At 68.4% G+C, this 17,380-nt stretch carries 14 protein-coding genes; 4 read left to right on the plus strand and 10 right to left on the minus strand.

The annotated features are described in order from the left end of the window. Positions 1–17 precede the first annotated feature (17 nt). From LGR64_RS20265 to LGR64_RS20275, 3 genes are all read right to left on the minus strand, one after another. Positions 18–464, minus strand: coding sequence for a GatB/YqeY domain-containing protein (locus LGR64_RS20265; RefSeq protein WP_012204282.1), 447 nt, complete (start codon positions 462–464; stop codon positions 18–20). 122 nt (positions 465–586) lie between these two features. Beyond that, complete coding sequence (gene rpsU, locus LGR64_RS20270; RefSeq protein ID WP_012204283.1) at positions 587–799, minus strand: 30S ribosomal protein S21; 213 nt, start codon at positions 797–799, stop codon at positions 587–589. Between the two features lie 165 nt (positions 800–964). Beyond that, complete coding sequence (locus tag LGR64_RS20275) at positions 965–2,185, minus strand: NAD(P)/FAD-dependent oxidoreductase (protein ID WP_230356760.1); 1,221 nt, start codon at positions 2,183–2,185, stop codon at positions 965–967. 185 nt (positions 2,186–2,370) lie between these two features. Here LGR64_RS20275 and LGR64_RS20280 point away from each other — a divergent pair, with 185 nt between their 5' ends. Further along, on the plus strand, positions 2,371–2,874 hold the full coding sequence (locus tag LGR64_RS20280) for an acyl-CoA thioesterase (RefSeq protein ID WP_013803479.1): 504 nt from the start codon (positions 2,371–2,373) through the stop codon (positions 2,872–2,874). Here LGR64_RS20280 and LGR64_RS20285 read toward each other — a convergent pair. The 5 genes from LGR64_RS20285 to LGR64_RS20305 form a co-directional block, all read right to left on the minus strand. Further along, positions 2,861–5,800, minus strand: coding sequence for an ATP-binding protein (locus tag LGR64_RS20285; RefSeq protein ID WP_096916879.1), 2,940 nt, complete (start codon positions 5,798–5,800; stop codon positions 2,861–2,863). The two genes, LGR64_RS20280 and LGR64_RS20285, sit on opposite strands and share 14 nt — an antisense overlap. Positions 5,801–6,051: 251 nt before the next feature. Continuing rightward, positions 6,052–6,864, minus strand: a complete 813-nt coding sequence (gene cobA, locus LGR64_RS20290; protein ID WP_230356763.1) for a uroporphyrinogen-III C-methyltransferase — start codon at positions 6,862–6,864, stop codon at positions 6,052–6,054. Positions 6,865–6,890: 26 nt separating this feature from the next. Next, positions 6,891–7,805 carry a DNA-binding protein YbiB gene (ybiB, locus tag LGR64_RS20295; protein ID WP_230356766.1) on the minus strand — a complete coding sequence of 305 codons (915 nt, stop codon included), beginning with the start codon at positions 7,803–7,805 and terminating at the stop codon, positions 6,891–6,893. Positions 7,806–7,903: 98 nt separating this feature from the next. After that, entirely contained in the window at positions 7,904–10,741 is a 2,838-nt protein-coding gene (locus LGR64_RS20300) for a nitrate reductase (protein ID WP_230356768.1), read from the minus strand. Positions 10,742–10,785: 44 nt separating this feature from the next. Beyond that, a complete protein-coding gene (locus LGR64_RS20305) occupies positions 10,786–12,066 on the minus strand; it encodes an NAD(P)/FAD-dependent oxidoreductase (protein WP_141829327.1) in 1,281 nt (426 codons plus the stop codon). Between the two features lie 413 nt (positions 12,067–12,479). Between LGR64_RS20305 and LGR64_RS20310 the strand changes: the two genes are divergently transcribed. From LGR64_RS20310 to LGR64_RS20320, 3 genes are all read left to right on the plus strand, one after another. Further along, complete coding sequence (locus tag LGR64_RS20310; protein ID WP_230356771.1) at positions 12,480–14,231, plus strand: methyl-accepting chemotaxis protein; 1,752 nt, start codon at positions 12,480–12,482, stop codon at positions 14,229–14,231. A 130-nt stretch (positions 14,232–14,361) separates the two neighbouring features. Continuing rightward, a complete protein-coding gene (locus LGR64_RS20315) occupies positions 14,362–15,000 on the plus strand; it encodes a DUF937 domain-containing protein (RefSeq protein WP_096915685.1) in 639 nt (212 codons plus the stop codon). A gap of 122 nt (positions 15,001–15,122) precedes the next feature. After that, positions 15,123–15,563 (plus strand): CBS domain-containing protein, encoded by a 441-nt coding sequence (locus tag LGR64_RS20320; RefSeq protein WP_034391444.1) that lies wholly within the window; start codon positions 15,123–15,125, stop codon positions 15,561–15,563. Positions 15,564–15,623: 60 nt separating this feature from the next. Here LGR64_RS20320 and LGR64_RS20325 read toward each other — a convergent pair whose 3' ends face one another. Together LGR64_RS20325 and ntrB are read right to left on the minus strand one after the other, a co-directional pair. After that, complete coding sequence (locus LGR64_RS20325) at positions 15,624–16,430, minus strand: ABC transporter ATP-binding protein (protein ID WP_088166843.1); 807 nt, start codon at positions 16,428–16,430, stop codon at positions 15,624–15,626. Further along, a complete protein-coding gene (ntrB, locus tag LGR64_RS20330) occupies positions 16,427–17,362 on the minus strand; it encodes a nitrate ABC transporter permease (RefSeq protein WP_230356773.1) in 936 nt (311 codons plus the stop codon). Before ntrB ends, LGR64_RS20325 begins: the two co-directional genes overlap by 4 nt. Positions 17,363–17,380: the final 18 nt, after the last annotated feature.

A 17,380-nucleotide genomic window follows, 5' to 3' on the forward strand; every position in this document is an offset into this window, starting at 1 on the left:
CGGCTGCCGCAGCAGGCTCAACCTGCCAGGGCGGCCTTGACGGCAGCGGACACCTGGCCCATGTCGGCCTTGCCAGCCAGCTGCGCCTTGACCGCGCCCATGACCTTGCCCATGTCGCCGGGGCCGGAGGCGCCCAGCTCGGCCACGATGGCCTTCACGGCGGTGGCCACTTCCTCGGCCGACATGCGTGCGGGCAGGTAGGCGGTCAGCACGGCCATTTCGGCCTTTTCCTTGTCGGCCAGGTCCTGGCGGCCCGCGCCCTCGAAGGCGGCGATGCTGTCCTTGCGCTGCTTGATCAGCTTGTCCACGATGGCGATGACGGCGGCGTCGTCGAGCTCGACGCGCTCATCGACTTCCTTTTGCTTCATCGCGGCCAGCAGCAGGCGGATGGTGCCCAGGCGTTCGCTGTCCTTGGCGCGCATGGCGGTCTTCATGTCTTCGGTGATCTGGGCCTTGAGGCTCATGGCATTTCTCCTGAGGTAGTGGCGTCGGAAAACAAAAACCAAAAAACAAAAACAAAAAACCCGCGCCTGGCGTCCCGAGCGCGGGTTTTGCGGCTGACGAGAGCCGGCTGGTCAAGAGCTGATCAGTACAGCTTCTTGGGCAGCTGCATGCTGCGAACGCGCTTGTAGTGACGCTTGACGGCGGCAGCCTTCTTGCGCTTGCGTTCGGATGTGGGCTTCTCGTAGAACTCGCGAGCGCGCAGGTCGGTCAGCAGGCCGAGCTTTTCGATGGTGCGCTTGAAGCGGCGCAGGGCAACTTCATAGGGCTCGTTTTCTTTTACGCGGATGGTGGTCATTAGCTAGATTTCCAGATATCTGTGCTGACAGCGGGTTCTCGGGAAGATCGGGCCTGAGAGCCATGTTCAGCGGTTGGTCCCCGTCAATAGTTAACTAGTATTGGCCGACGGGGCAATTGCCAGCAAAGCGGGCGATTATACGCGAGACGAAAGCGATCTGACAAATCACGCACAAGGCAAGGCCTGCGCGCACGCATACCCGCTGGCCCAGGCCCATTGGAAGTTGTATCCGCCCAGCCAACCGGTGATGTCCACCACTTCGCCGATGCAGTACAGGCCGGGCTGGGTCTTGCATTCCATGGTCTGTTGCGAAAGCGCACGCGTGTCCACGCCGCCCAGCGTCACTTCGGCCTTCTTGTAGCCTTCGGTGCCGGTGGGCACGATCTCCCAGCGCGACAGGCGCTCGGCCAGCTGGTTCAGGGCCTTGTCCGAGGCTTCGGCAATGGGGCGCTGCCAGGCCGCGTCCTGCTGCACCCAGGCATCGGCCAGGCGCGAGGGCAGCCACTGCGCCAGTTCGTTGGCGATGAGCTTGCGCGAGCGCGACTTGGCCTTGAGCAATTCGTCCTGCAGGTCCACCTCGGGGGCGAGGTTGATGCACAGGGGCGTGCCGGGCTTCCAGTAGCTCGAGATCTGCAGCACGGCGGGGCCGGACAGGCCGCGGTGCGTGAACAGCAGGTCTTCCAGGAAGGCCATGCGTTCCTTCTTGCTGCCGGTGCTGATCTCGACCGGAAGGGCCAGGCCGGCGAGCTGGGCGTAGGGGGCCCAGGCATCGCCGTCGAAGGTCAGCGGCACCAGGCCCGGCGTGCGCTCGACCAGGGGCAGGTCGAACTGCTGGGCCAGGCGGTAGCCGAAGTCGGTGGCGCCGATCTTGGGAATGGACAGCCCGCCCGTGGCGATGACCAGGCTGGGCGCCTGCACGGCGCCACGGCTGGTCTGCAGGCGGTACTGGCCATCCGCATGCGTGACGGAATCGACCTTGCAGGGCTGCCAGCGCTGCACGCCGCCGGCCTGGCATTCGGCCAGCAGCATGGCGATGATGTCCTCGGCCGAGCGGTCGGCGAACAGCTGGCCCTTGTGCTTTTCATGGTGGGCAATGCCGTGCCTGTCCATCAGCGCGATGAAGTCGGACGGCGTGTAGCGCGACAGGGCCGAGCGGCAAAACTGCGGGTTGCCGCCCACGAAGTGCTTGTGCGGCGCACGCACGTCCAGATCGCGGTTGGTGAAGTTGCAACGGCCGCCGCCCGAGATGCGGATCTTCTCGGCCACCTTCTCCGCGTGGTCCAGGAGCAGCACCGACAGGCCACGCTGTCCGGCCTGGGCCGCACAGAACAGACCGGCCGCGCCGGCGCCGATGACGATGGCGTCGAAAGAGAGGGAAGAGGTCACAAAAACGTCACTCGGGGGGCAAAAGGGCGCCCATTCTCGCGCACTTGTGCCAGCCCTTCGCGTGCCCTGTGAAACTGGCGTGTCCTGAAGCCAGGGACACCGAGGAAGGGCCGCCCCGCACCGAGGGTGTCGTCCCCCTCTGGGGGAAGGCGCGCAGCGACTCAGGGGGGACCTAAAATCCAGCGATGAATTTCCCATCGCACCAGCTGAGCATGACCGTGCTCATGTCGCCCGACATGGCGAACTTTTCGGGCAACGTCCATGGCGGCGCCGTTCTCAAGCAGCTCGACCAGGTGGCCTATGCCTGCGCCAGCCGCTACGCGGGCCGCTATGTGGTCACGCTGAGCGTGGACCAGGTGATGTTCCTGCAGCCCATCCACGTGGGCGAGCTGGTGACCTTCCTGGCCAGCGTCAACCACACGGGCAAGTCGTCGATGGAAATCGGCATCAAGGTGGTGGCCGAGGACATCCGCACCCAGGTGGTGCGCCATGTCAACAGCTGCTTTTTCACCATGGTGGCGGTGGACGAGAACAAGCAACCTGCGCCCGTGCCCACGCTGGTGCCGGCCACCGACGAGGAAAAGCGCCGCTGGCAGGCCGCGCTGATCCGCAAGGACCTGCGCCGCGAGCTGGCCCAGCGCTTCGAGCAAAGCCGCGTGACGGCCAGCAGCTCGGTCAAGCCGGGCTGAGCGTGGAGGGTGCGGCCGGTGGCCGATGCCAGGTGCCGGGCGCGCTGCCCTGCAACTCGTCCCGCACCTGCTCGATGACGCGCCTGAGGTCTTCCATGGAGGCCGGCTTGGACAGCACCTCGTCGGCACCGGCCTGCAGGTAGCGCAGGGCCTCGGAGGCCTCGGGACTGGCGGTCAGCGCAATCACGCGGCAGCGGCGCAGCTGGTTTTCGGCTTCCCGCCGACGCAGGCGCCGGATGAACTCGAAGCCGTCCATGATCGGCATGCGGCCGTCGGTGATGATGAGATCAAAGGACTCGACCAGGCAACGCGCCCAGGCCTCCTGCCCATCGCCGGCCAGCGAGATGCCGTGGCCCAGCGCGGTGAACTGGCTCTTGAGCAGCTCGCGATTGAACAGATAGTCTTCCACGGCCAGGATTCTGAGTTCAGGCTCGGCTGGGACTTCGGGCAGGGGCTCGGTACCTGTATCGGCCTTTGCACGCAGCTCCAGGGGCGCGGGCATGATCCGGGGCAATACTTCTTCGGCCGACGGCCTGTCGTCCGGCTCCACCAGCGGCAGGCTCAACCTGACCGTGAAGCGTGAGCCCCGGCCCGGCACGCTCTCCAGGGTGATGGTCCCACCCATGTGCTCCAGCAGGCGGCGCGTGATGCTCAGGCCCAGGCCGCTGCCGAAGGCCTGGTCCTGATGGGCTCCCGGCACCTGCGAAAAGGGCTTGAACAGCCGGGCCTGGTCCTGCGGCGCAATGCCGATGCCGGTGTCCTCCACCTCCATCTGCAGCAGCAGGCGGTCATGGCGGCGGGTGCCTTGCGCGCGCAGGGTGACGCTGCCGCGTTCGGTGAATTTGATGGCATTGCTCAGCAGGTTGAACAGCACCTGCTTGAGGTGCAGCGGGTCGGCCGTCACGCTGTGGTCCACGCCCTTGCCAACCTGGGTGCGCAGCGACAGCCGCTTGCCGTGCGCCAGGCCCTGCAGCAGCGGGGCCATGTCTTCGATCAGCGGCCGCAGCGCCACGGGCTGGGGCGTGGAGTCGATGTGGCCCGACTCGATGCGGTGCAGGTCCAGCACATTGCCCAGCAGCAGCAGCATGCCCTGGGAGGCCTTGTGGGCCGCGGCCAGCGTATCGCGGTGGGGCAGGCCGAGTTTTTCGCGGTCCTGCGCCAGCTCCAGCAGGCCGATGATGGCGCTCAGCGGCGTGCGTATCTCGTGGCTGGTGGTGGACAGGAACAGGCTTTTGGCCCGGTTGGCGGCCTCGGCGCGCCGCTCGGCACGGCGCGTCCTGCGCATCTGGCGGCTCAGGTAAAAGCCCCAGACCAGGGAGGTGGCCGTGGCCAGCGCCAGCGCTGCCAGCAGCAGCAGCAGGCGCTGGCGGTGCTCGCGCCAAAAGCGCGTGCCGCTGCCGCTATCGCGCGGTGCCCACAGGCGCACGATTTCGGCCATTTCTTCGGGTGAGATGGACAGCTGGGCCTTCTCCAGAATGCTCAGAAGCTCGGGCTCGGCGGCATGCACGGCCAGGCTCACGGGGCGGGTGTAGTCCTCCAGGATGCCGGTGAGCTGCAACTGGTTGCCCAATTGCTGGGCGTTGGCATAGCGCGCTGCGTAGTCGTTGCCGACGAAGGCATCGCTGTCATCGGCCGCCACGCTGGCCAGGGCCTGGGCCAGGTCGGGATACAGCTGCAGCCGTATGCGCGGATGCTCGCGGCGCACCGTGTCTTCCAGGAAGAAGCCAGCCACCATGGCCACGCGCTTGCCCTCCAGTCCCTGCAGGTGGTGTATGCCCTTGTCACGCTGTGTGCCCGCATTCGCCTCGGGCCGGGCCATCACCACCACCGCGCTGCGCAGGTAGGGCGGCAGCAGCTTGATATCGGGCGATGCAATCGGCGGCGAGGTGTAGACGGGGGTGAGCAGGGCCTTGCCCGAGCCCAGAATGGCCTCGAGTTCGGTGTAGTTGCGTGCGGTCACGTAGTCGAACTGCAGGCCGGCGCGGTGGCTGATCAGGTCCAGGTAGTCGGGTCCTATGCCTTCGGCCTGGCGGTCGGCATTCAGCTTTCCCAGCGATCCCAGGGAGCTGTTGAGCACCACGGGAATGCGGGGATGGGCATCCAGCCACTGCTTTTCCGAGGGTGTCAGGGCCACGCGGTCGCTTCCCAGCAGCGGACGGCGGCTGCCGCTCCAGCTGTGCAGAATGTCGTCGCCATGCTGCAAGGTGATGGTGGGCAGGGCCTGGTCCAGATAGGCCTTCAACTGCGTATCGTTATGCCGCACCAGCATGCCGAAGCCTCGGCTCTCTATGGGGGCAAAGCCCTGCACGCGCAGGTTGAGCAGGTAGTTGGCCTGGATCAGGTAGTGCACCGTGACCGTGTCGCCGACGAAGCCGTCGATCTCGCCCAGGCTCAGCGCCTCCAGCGCGCGGCGGGGTGTTTCATAGGTCAGCAGCTCGCTGAGAGGATAGGCGGCCGCAACCTGGGAGCGCAGCAGCTGGTTGGGCGTCATGGCCAGCCGCGCGCCCCGGCGCTCCGCGTCGAAGGGCGCATGCGAGAGCGACACCAGCACGGGCTGGCTGGGCAGGTAGGGCACGCTCAGGGCCAGGTCGGCGCGTTCGGCCTCCAGCTCGGTGCCCTCGCAGGCCAGGTCGATCTCGCCGCGCCGCAGCGCATCTAGCACGGCCACGCGCGATCCATAGGTCTTGAAGCGCACCGGCGTGGGAAACAGCAGGCCCAGGTGGTCGGCCGTGATGCCCTGGAAGCGCTCGCCATCGATCATTTCCAGGGGAGGATGGTCGGGCAGGGAAATGCCCACGGTCAGCGGCCCGCGCGCCTGCAGCCACTGGCGGTGCGCGGGCGTGAGCCAGGGCTTTGCAACGGCCGTGACGCGCGTGGCCAGCACCATGTCGGCGCCTCCAGCCAGGCCGGGCATGAGCAGGGCCATGCCCAGCGCGCAGCCGGCCAGCAGCGGCGACCACGTGCGCCGCCATGCGGACAGCCGTATCTGCGCAGCTGTGGAAGTGAAAGTAAGGCCTGGTGTTTTCATGGAATCCCCCGATGGCGCTACCGCCGCCTGGCGGAGCTGACGGTCTGCCAAAACGGTCTAAACGCCGTTTCGGCAGCCAACAGGGGATTTTTAATGAAAACTAATGACTTTTATGAATCGATAGATTTTTGATTGCAGCAATCTCGCACTCAGGCGGCTGCAACCGCAGCGGTGAGCTGCGTCTGAGGTTCGGCCATTGCCCGTACGCCATGGACCACATCGCCAACGACGATGACGCTGGGGCTGCCCAGGCCCGTGTCGGCAATGCACTCCACCAGCGCGCCCAGCGTGGTCAGCGCGTGGCGCTGTTGTGGCAGGCTGGCGTGCTGGATCACGGCCACGGGCGTGGCTGCGGGCAGGCCATTGAGCAGCTCGGCGCGGATGTGCTCCACGCTGCTCACGCCCATGTAGATCACCAGGGTGAGCCGCGCATCGCGTGCGGTGGCGGCCAGCTGGCGCCAGTCGGTGCCGCTGTCGCCGGGCTTGGCGTGGCCCGTGATGAAGACCACGCCGTGCGCCCGGTCGCGGTGCGTGAGCGGGGCGCCCAGGCTGGTGAGCCCGGCCAGGCCGGCGGTGATGCCGTTGATGACCTGGACCTCGACGCCCGCTTCGCGCAGGTGCTCCACCTCTTCGCCGCCGCGCCCGAAGATGAAGGGGTCGCCGCCCTTCAGGCGCACCACGGTCTCGCCCTCCTGCACGGCGCTCAGCATGAGCTTTTCGATGAAGGCCTGGGGCGTGCTCTTGCAGCCGCCGCGCTTGCCCACGTAGACGATGCGCGCCGTGGGCGCGGCATGGGCCACGATGGCGTCGCTGACGAGGTCATCGACCAGCAGCACGGTGGCAGCCTGTATGGCCTTGAGGGCCTTGATGGTCAGCAGCTCCGGGTCGCCGGGGCCGGCGCCGACCAGGGTGCAGGTGCCGCGCCGGGCGGTGTTCGCGGGGGTGTGGGTCGGGGTCGTCATGGCGGGGCTCCGTTTTTCTGGGGTATTCAGCGAATCTGATCGGCAAGGTGGACGATGTGTTCCACCTGGCATGTGAGCGCGGGCGGCACGGGCAGCCGGCCCGCGAGCACGTCTTCGGTGTAGCGCGCCGTGGTGTCCACGTCGATCTCGGCGGGCAGGCCCGGCACGTCGGAGGCGGTGCCGCTTTGCTGCTCGGCCAGCAGCTGGTGGTCGCCTGCCACAAAGCCGTCGTAGCGCGGCAGCCGGCGCGGGTCGGCCGCGACCTCGCCTTCCAGCCCGCGCGAGAGCAGGACATTCATGCCCAGTGTCCCGAAGGTGCCGTGCAGCATGGGCAGGTACTCGGGATGGGTGTAGGCCGTCACCAGCAGGCAGGGGCCGTCGCAGGGCGCCAGCAGCTTGACCACGCTGTGGCCCGGGTTGCGCAGGCCGATGACCTCGCGCACGGACAGCAGGCGCGCCAGGGCCGGGTGCAGATGTTCGGTATGGATATGGGCCACCTGGCCACCGGCCAGGGCCTGGGGAGATGGCAGCGGCGCAATGCCCAGTGCCTGCAGCACATCGCTGGCCAGGATGCGGCGCGCCTCGGTGCGCATGCCGTGCAGCAGCACGGGCAGGCCTTCGCGTGCCAGCAGCAGGGCTAGCAGGGGGGTGAGCACGGGCAGGCGGCGCGCGCCGTTGTAGCTGGGCAGCACGATCACGGGGCGGCCATTGGCCGAGGCGGGAAAACGGGCGACGCGCGCATGCACGGCGTCCAGGAAGCCGCTCATCTCCTCGACGGTCTCGCCCTTGATGCGCATGGCGATGCAAAAGGCCCCGATCTCCAGGTCGCTGACGCCGCCGTCCAGCACCTGGCCGAACAGGTCGGCCGCCTGCGGGCGCTCCAGCGCCTTGGCTCCGCGTGCGCCGCGGCCTATTTCCTTGATGTATTGGCTGATGCCCATGGCGTTGCAATCGTGGGTGGAATCCTGTGGGGGCATATTTTCCCGCAGGTTTCATTACTTTTCGCTATATATGCAAACCCGTTGTTCCATCGCCTCTTTCATGCGGCCTCCTGGCTCTTCGCCAGGGGTATGTGGCGCACCAGGCGCTTGAGCTCGGGCAGGCAGGAGCCGCAATTGGTGCCGCATCGCAACTGGCCCTGCAGCGCGGCCAGGCGCGCGTCGTCGCTGCCCTCGCAGCGCGCAAGCGCGCCTGCGATGGCGGTCTCATCCACATCGAAGCAGGTACAGACCTGGCGCGCACGCGGCTGGATGGCCAGCGGCGCCGAGCCCGAGGGCATGAGCAGCAGGCGGCCATAGTCCTGTGCCGGCATCTGGTCCTGCAGCAGGGTGGACAGCCAGCTGCCCGCGCGCGTGTCGCCGGCCAGCAGCAGGGCCTCGACCGTGGTGGACAGGCTGTGGCGGTCCAGCCGCAGCGCGCGGCTGTGCTGGCGGCGGCGGTCGCTGTAGCGCAGGGTGTCGGCGGCATCCAGGCCCAGCAGGGATTCGATCCGTGCGAGGACGGCCTCGCCCGGCGCCTCATGCGCGGCGGCGCGCAGCAGCACGCCGTGCCGGGCCCGGGCGGCGTCCTGCAGCGGGACGGCATTGCCGAAGGGCACGCAGCTGGCAAAGCCGAAGTGCGGCATGAGGGCGGACAACTGTTCGCGCACGGCCAGCACCCGGTCCTCGGGCAGCCAGGCCATGGCCAGCAGGGTCCAGGGCAGTTCGGCCTTTTGCAGCTTCACGGCCGTGTGCTTGAGTTCGGGCTGCTTGGAGCCGGGGCACAAGGCCGGTGTGGTCAGGGCGTTGATGCCGCCCATTGAGGTGCCGCCCAGGTACTCGCCGCCCCAGTGCATGGCCATGAAGAGCTGTGAGGGCGTCACAGTGCCATCGGGCTGCACCGGCACCAGCAGGGCGCCGCGCCGGCTGCTCATCTGCACCAGGTCGCCCGCGCGCAGGCCGCGCTCGGCCATGTCCTGCGGGTGCATTTGCAGGCAGGGCTCGGCCGCATGGCCGAACAAACGGCCCAACTGGCCCGTGCGGCTCATGCCGTGCCACTGGTCGCGCAGCCGGCCCGTGGTCAGGCTGAAGGGGTAGTGCGCATCGGGCGGCTCGGCCAGCGGCCGCCAGGGCAGCAGGGCAAAGCGTGCGCGGCCATCGGGCGTGGGAAAGCGGCCGTCTTCGTAGAGCCGTGCGCGGCCCTGGGCTGCGCCTTCGGGCAGCGGCCATTGCTGGGGGCCTTGCGCGTCCAGCAAATCCCAGGACAGGCCGGTGATGTCCAGGTCACGCCCGCGCGTGCTCTCGCGGTGCTCGTTCCAGATGGCCTGGGCGCCGGCAGCGGCGTCTTCGGTGTCGTAGGGGAAGAGGCTGGGCCGGCCCGGGCGCAGCCGTGCCTCCATGCGCCGCGCGCAGTCCACGGCAATGCGCCAGTCATGGCGTGCGGCGCCGGGTGCGGCCACGGCGGGGCGCACGCGCGAGATGCGCCTTTCGCTGTTGGTCACCGTGCCGATCTTCTCGCCCCAGGTGGTGGCAGGCAGCAGCAGGTCGGCGTAGGCGCAGGTGGCGGTGGTGGCAAAGGCCTCCTGCACGATGACGAATTCGGCCCGCTGCAGCGCGCGCCGCACCAGGGCCTGGTCGGGCATGCTTTGCGCAGGGTTGGTGCAGGCTATCCACAGCGCGCGGATCTCGCCCTCGGCGGCGGCCTCGAACATCTCCACGGCGGTCTTGCCGGGGCGGGGCGGCACGTCGTCCACGCCCCACAGTGCGGCCACTTCGGCGCGGTGCGCCGGGTTGGCCAGGTCGCGGTGGGCCGACAGCAGATTGGCCAGCCCGCCCACCTCGCGCCCGCCCATGGCATTGGGCTGGCCCGTGAGCGAAAACGGCCCCGCGCCCGCGCGCCCGATCTGGCCCGTGGCCAGGTGCAGGCCGATCAGCGCCGCATTCTTGGCCGTGCCGTTGCTGCTCTGGTTCAGGCCCTGGCAGTACAGGCTCAGCGTGGCGCCACGGGCGGCGTCGTCGCGTGCATCCCCGCCCAGCGCAAACCATTGCGCGGCCTGGAACAGATCGTGCCGGGGCAGGCCGCAGAGCTCGCCCACGCGCTCGGGCGTGGCCTCCCGCACCAGGGCCTGCAGGTCGGCAAAGCCGCTGGTGTGGCGTGCGATGTAGGCCTGGTCCAGCCAGCCTTCCAGTTCCATGATGTGCAGCATGCCGTGGAACAGCAGGGTGTCGCTGCCCGGGCGCAGCGGCAGGAAGAGGTCGGCCATGCCGGCCGTGTCGGTGCGGCGCGGGTCGGCCACGATGATCTTCATCTGCGGCCGCGCGGCACGCGCCTGCTCGATGCGCCGCGTGAGCACGGGATGCGCCCAGGCTGCGTTGCTGCCCGCGATGAAAAGGCAGTCCGCATGGTCCACATCCTCGTAGCAGGCCGGTGGCGCGTCGGCGCCCAGCGTGAGCTTGTAGCCGGCCACGGCGCTGCTCATGCACAGGCGCGAATTGGTGTCGATGTTGTTGGTGCCGATCAGGCCCTTGGCCAGCTTGTTGAAGACGTAGTAGTCCTCGGTCAGCAACTGGCCACTCACATACAGGCCCACGGCGTCGGGGCCGTGCTCCTGCACGATGGAGGCCAGCCTGCCGGCGGCCAGGTCCAGTGCGGCATCCCAGCCCACATCCTGGGGCGCCGCGCCGCGCGTGGCACGCAGCGCGGGCTGCAGCAGCCGCGTCTGCTGTGCCAGGGCGGGCGAGGCCGTCAGGTGCAGGGTACTGCCCTTGGTGCACAGGCGGCCGTGGTTGGCGGGGTGCGCCGGATCGCCACGCACGCCCGTGATGCGCGCACCATCGCTTTCGATGAGGACGCCGCAGCCTACGCCGCAATAGGGGCAGGTGGATCGGGTTTCTTGCATGGTGGGCCTGGGGTGGATGAGGGAGGGGCAGGGCACGGGCGCCGTCACGCGCCGCTGGCCGGGTCGGCCTGGCTGGCCTGGCTGGCTTGACTGGCTTGACTGGCTTGACTTTCGCCGAACATGAGGCGGTCGCGCAGTTCCTGCACTGCCACGCCATCGCGCAACAGGCGGAAGTACCAGCCACCGTCCTCGGTGTCGCCATACAGGCAGGCGCCGACCAGCCTGTCACCGCGCAGCACAAGCTTGCGGTATATGCCCGCGCCGGGGTCGCTGAGCACGATTTCCTCCGTGCCCTCGTCGCCGCGGAAGTCGCCCGCGCTGAACAGATGGATGCCCGTGACCTTGAGCTTGGCCGAGGTCTGCGAGCCCGGATAGCGGCCGATGCCCATCTCCGCCAGGTGGTTGGCCAGCACCTTGCCCTGCTCGAACAGCGGCGCCACCAGCCCGTAGGCCACGCCCCGGTGCGCCGCGCACTCGCCCACGGCGTAGATGCGCGGGTCGGTCACGGTCTGCAGCGTGTCGCTGACCACGATGCCGCGCTGCACGTGCAGGTGCATCTGCTCGGCCAGCGTGGTCTCGGGCCGGATGCCCACGGCCATGACCACCAGCGAGGCCGGTGCCTCGCGCCCGTCCTGCAGGTGCACGCAGGCCACGCGGCCCTGGCCGTCGCCCGTCAGCGCCCGGGTCTGGGCCTGCATCAGAAAGCGCATGCCGCGCTCGGCCAGCGAGGCCTGCAGCAAGGCGGCGGCGGTCTCGTCCAGCTGGCGGTCCAGCAGGCGCTCGCCCGCATGCACCACGGTAACGTCCATGCCGCGCTTCATGAGTCCGTTGGCGGCCTCCAGGCCCAGCAGGCCGCCGCCGATGACCACGGCATGGCGGTGGCTGGCGGCCGCCGCGATCATGGCCTGGGTGTCGGCAATGTCGCGGTAGCCCAGCACGCCTTCCAGCTCGCGCCCGGGCACGGGCAGCATGAAGGGGCGCGAGCCCGTGGCCAGGATCAGCCGGTCGTACTCGGCGCTCACCGGCTGTCCGGCCGCGTCCACGGCGTGCACCACGCGGCGAGCCCGGTCGACTGCGTGCACGCGGCAGCCCGCATGCAGGGTGATGCCGTGCTGCGCATACCAGGACCAGTCGTTGAGGATGATCTCGTCCAGCTGCTGCTCGCCCGCCAGCACGGGCGACAGCATGATGCGGTTGTAGTTGGGGTGGGGCTCGGCCCCGAATACCGTGATCTCGTAGAGGTCGGGCGCGATCTTGAGCAGCTCCTCCAGCGTGCGCACGCCGGCCATGCCGTTGCCCACCATCACCAGCCTGGATTTTTTCATCGTGCCCCCGTTGCGGTTCGGAAAACAAAAAAAGCGTCCCCACGCTGCGCGGCCGATGGCTGCGCGCGGGGTGACGCCTTTGTCCCGGGCCATGGCACGTCGTTGCGCCTGGCCCTGCGGCCCTTCATGGCCACGCCCGGGATCCAGCAAGCTGCGTGCCAGGCCTGCTGCCCTGTGGCGACTGATCGCCCGGGGACGCGATCCCGCGCGGCCGTGCCAGGCTGGTGCGCCGCATGCATCAAAGCGGTGCGCGTGCTATCGATACGGTCCTATCAGATGTCTGAATCCAATGGAGATTTTGTTTTTATTTGTTTCAAATGTGGCGGTTCGGGGTAAAAACTTTGAACTCCGGCCAGCGGCTCGCTGGGCCGGATGAGGCACGCAGGATTTTTCTTCTTCAAGGGAGGATGCCTATGAGAGTGAATCTGCCGGTCAGTACGCGCGAGTACTCGTTTCCCAAGGGCCAGACCCTGGTCTCCACCACGGACCTGAAGGGCCGCATCCTCTACTGCAACCCGATGTTCATCGAGGTCAGCGGCTACGAGCGCGAAGACCTGCTGGGCCAGCCCCACAACATGATCCGCCACCCCGACATGCCCGAGGAAGCCTTCCGCGACATGTGGGAGACCATCTCGGCGGGCCTGCCCTGGTCCGCCCCCGTGAAGAACCGGCGCAAGAACGGCGACTTCTACTGGGTCATGGCCAATGTCACCCCGCTGATGGAGGGCGACCGGCCCTCGGGCTACATGTCGGTGCGCACCGAGGCCACGCGCGAGCAGACGGATGCGGCCGAGCGCCTCTACGCCACCATGCGCGCCGAAAAGGACGCCGGGCGCCGGGTGCACGTGCTGCGTGCCGGCCACCTGCTGCGCAACAACCTGCGCGGCCGCCTGGCCAACGCATTGAGCCTGGGCCTGGCCGGCAAGCTGGTGCTGATCTTCTTCATGGTGGTGGCGGCGGCCTTTGGCGCGGCGCTGGCCGGTGGGCATACGCTGGACCTGTGGTCTGCGCTGGCCTGGCTGGCGGTCTGCATCTTCACGGGCCTGGCCGGGGCCTGGGCCTACCGGCTGACCGTGGCGCCGCTGGCGCAGATGGTGCTGCTGGCCAACCGCCTGGCGGCCGGCGACCTGACGCAGACCATACGCATCACGCGCAAGGACGTGGTGGGCGATCTGCAGAAGGCGTTGAGCCAGCTCAACGTGAACCTGCTGTCCATCGTGCGCGATGCGCGCGAGGAAAGCGACAAGATGCAGATCTCCAGCCGGGAAATCGCGCAGGGCAACCATGACCTGTCCGCGCGCACCGAAACCCAGGCGGGCAACCTGCAGCAGACGGCGGCCTCCATGGAGGAGATCACGGGCACCGTCAAGCACACGGCGGACTCGGCCCGCCAGGCCACGGACCTGGCCGCCCAGGCCAGCGAGGTGGCCGAACGCAGCAGCGGCGCCGTCGATGGCGTGGCCGCCACCATGAAGCAGATCCAGGCCGCGTCGGGGCGCATCGGCGAGATCACGCAGCTCATCGACTCCATCGCCTTCCAGACCAATATCCTGGCGCTGAACGCTGCGGTGGAGGCCGCGCGCGCAGGCGACCAGGGCCGGGGCTTTGCGGTCGTGGCGGCCGAGGTGCGCAGCCTCTCGCAGCGCACGCTGGCGGCGGCCAAGGAGATCCGCGAGCTCATCGACGACTCCGCCGCCAAGGTGCTGGACGGCAACCAGAGGACCGAGGTGGCGCAGAAGACCATGATCGAATCGCTGGATCTGGTGCGGCGCGTGAGCCTGCTGATCGGCGAGATCCACAGCGCCTCCAGCGAGCAGCTCAGCGGCATCTCGCAGGTCAATGCGGCCGTGGCGCATCTGGACAGCATCACGCAGCAGAATGCGGCCCTGGTCGAGCAGAACGCGGCATCGGCCATGGCCTTGCAGGCCCAGGCGCAGACCGTGTCGGAAACCGTGCAGGTGTTCCGGCTGGACGCCACGGGCCGCTCGCCTGCCGCAGCGGGCGATGCCGTGGCCCTGCGCCGGTCCATGAAGGCCCAGGCACAGAGCCCGGCAGGCGGCCAGGCACGCAGCCAGGCACGCAGCCAGGCACGCAGCCAGGTGCAGAACCCGCCACAGATGCGGCAGGCGCGCGCGCAGCCGCAGAGGGTGCTGACCACGACCTGACCCCTGCGGGGCCCTGCGGCCGCTGGAAAACATCGTTGACACTTGGACGTGGCGCCGTCATGTGCGCTGCGCAGGCTTGCGCATACCATGTGGTTTTGTGTTGACCGGGCGACCGGATGAAGGAACGACCATGAACTCCAGCTCTTCCCTGGCCGCCGAACTGATGGCCCAACTGCAGGGCGCGCCCATGCAGCAGATGGCGGACCAGATCGGCGCCAGCCCCGCCCAGACCGAAAGCGCCGTGGGCGCGGCCCTGCCCGTGCTGCTGGCCTCGCTGGGCCGCAATGCGGCCGATCCGCAGGGCGCGGCCAATCTCTTCGGCGCGCTGCAGCGTGACCATGGCGCGGCCAGCGGCGGCGCCGGTGGCCTGGACCTCGGCGGCCTGCTGGGCTCGCTGCTGGGCGGCGGCGCAGGTGCGGGCGGCAATGCAGGTGGCGGGCTCGATGGCGCGGCCATCCTCGGCCACATCCTGGGTGGCAACCAGCAGCGCGCGCAGGACGGACTGGGCCAGGCCACGGGCCTGGGCAGCGGCGGCGCGGCCCAGCTGCTGCAGCTGCTGGCCCCCATCGTCATGTCCTTTCTTGCACAGCGCGTGAGCGCAGGCGGCATGGATGCCGGCGGCCTGGGCCAGGTGCTGGGCCGCGAGCATGCGCAGGCCCAGCAGCAGGGCGGTCTTCTGGGGAGCTTGCTGGACCAGGATGGCGATGGGCAGGTGGGCCTGGGCGATCTGCTGAAGATCGGCGGCAGCCTCTTTGGCGGCCGCCGCTGAAGGGCCGCATTCACTGAATCGGGCAGGGCCGGTGCGTGTGCATACACGCGCTGGCCCTGTTGCTTTTTGGGCGCAGTTCGGATGACACTAGAACCGAATTGGCGAACGACTGAAAGGCACCCATGACAGCAGTTGCAGACATTCTCAAGGCCAAGGCCAGCGGCGCGGTGTACAGCATCGCGCCTACCGATTCCGTGCTCGACGCGCTGCGGCTCATGGCCGACAAGGGCATTGGCGCCCTGCTCGTGATGGAGGGCAGCGAGATCGCAGGCATCGTCACCGAGCGCGACTACGCGCGCAAGATCGCGCTGCTGGGGCGCACCTCGGGCGCCACCCTGGTGCGCGACGTGATGACGCGCGACGTGCTCTTCGTCGGCCCCACCCAGACCACGCAGGAATGCATGGCGGTGATGACCGAGAACCGGCTGCGCCACCTGCCCGTGGTGGACGAGGGCGGCAAGCTGCTGGGCCTGATCTCCATCGGAGACCTGGTCAAGGACATCATCTCCGAGCAGAAGTTCATCATCGAGCAGCTGGAGCACTACATCTCGGGCCGGCACTGAACCGGGGCTCAGCCGGCCCGCAATGTGCAGGGCCTGGAAGGCGGCAGGACCGGCGAAGGTTCAGGCCGCCTTTTCCACATGCCCCTGGCGCGTATAGAGGAAGTCGATCACCGCCTTGCGGCACTCGCGGTAGCGGTCGTCCTCGGCCAGCGCCACGCGGTTGCGCGGCCGGGCGATGCCGACTTCCAGCACCTCGCCGATGGTGGCTGCCGGGCCGTTTGTCATCATCACGATCTTGTCGGACAGCAGCACGGCCTCGTCCACATCGTGGGTGACCATGACCACGGTGCTTTGCGTGCGCGCCACGATCTCCAGCAGCTCGTCCTGCAGCTTGGCGCGCGTGAGCGCATCGAGCGCGCCGAAGGGCTCGTCCATCAGCAGCACCTGCGGCTCCATCGACAGCGCGCGCGCAATGCCCACGCGCTGCTTCATGCCGCCCGAGATTTCGCCGGGCCGCTTGTGCGCGGCATGGGCCAGGCCCACCAGCTCCAGCGCGGCCAGGGTGCGTGCCTTGAGCTGGACGCGGCTTTCCGTGCGGCCATAGACGCGCTCCACGGCCAGGTGGATGTTGCCCTCGCAGGTCAGCCAGGGCAGCAGAGAGTGGTTCTGGAAGACCACGGCGCGCTCGGGCCCGGGGCCCTTGATCTCCTTGTTGGCGCACAGCAGCACGCCCGTGGTGGGCGTGGTCAGGCCCGCGATCAGGTTCAGCAGAGTGGACTTGCCGCAGCCCGAGTGGCCGATCAGCGAGACGAACTCGCCCCGCGCAATGGTCAGGTCGATATTGCGCAGTGCCGGAAACAGGCCCTTGGCGGTCTTGAAGCTCTGCTCCACTCCCTGGACCTCGATGAACTTGGACGATGCATTCATGCCTTCACCTCTTCGAACGTAAATGCCGTTGCCAGCTTGACCAGGGCCATCTCCAGCAGCAGGCCCACGATGCCGATCACGAAGATCGCGATGATGATGTTCTTGACGTTGAGGTTGTTCCACTCGTCCCAGACCCAGAAGCCGATGCCCACGCCGCCGGTGAGCATCTCGGCCGCGACGATGACCAGCCAGGCCGTGCCCACGGCCAGGCGCACGCCGGTCAGCATGTAGGGCAGCACGGCGGGGAACAGGATGGTGGTGGCGATCTTCCATTCGCTGAGGTTGAGCACGCGCGCCACGTTCATGTAGTCCTGGGGCACGCGCTGCACGCCCACGGCGGTGTTGATGAGCATGGGCCAGATCGAGCAGATGAAGATGGTCCAGATGGCCGCCGGGTTGGCGCCCTTGAAGACCAGCAGGCCGATGGGCAGCCAGGCCAGCGGCGACACCGGGCGCAGCAGGCTGATCAGCGGGTTGAACATGCGCGACAGGAAGTTGAAGCGCCCGATCACGAAGCCGGCCGGAATGCCGACCAGCGCCGCCAGGCCAAAGCCCACGGCCACGCGCTGCAGCGAAGCGAGCACATTCCAGCCCACGCCCTGGTCATTGGGGCCGTTGCGGTAGAACGGGTCGCTGAAAATCTCCACCGCTTGGTGCCAGGTCGCCAGTGGCCCGGGAATGCTCTGGCCCGAGCCTGCAGCCACCAAGGACCACACGCCCACCAGCAAACCGAGGCCGCACAGCGGCGGCAGCACAGCCAGCCAGAAGGCACGCGACAGCGCTGCCCAGTCGCGCGGGGCGGCGGGTGCCCGGGCCTGGGGGGCCGGCGCGGCTGGAGCGGCGGGCCCTGAGACCTGCGCGGAGATCGGTGTGGAAGCGGCTGCCGGTGCGGCAGCGGATTCGGCCGGGAAGTGGAAGACGGCGCTGACCATGGTGTGTTCCTCTGTGGG

Origin of the sequence: Delftia sp. Lp-1 (assembly GCF_020523835.1) — a bacterium.
Taxonomy (GTDB): domain Bacteria; phylum Pseudomonadota; class Gammaproteobacteria; order Burkholderiales; family Burkholderiaceae_C; genus Comamonas; species Comamonas acidovorans.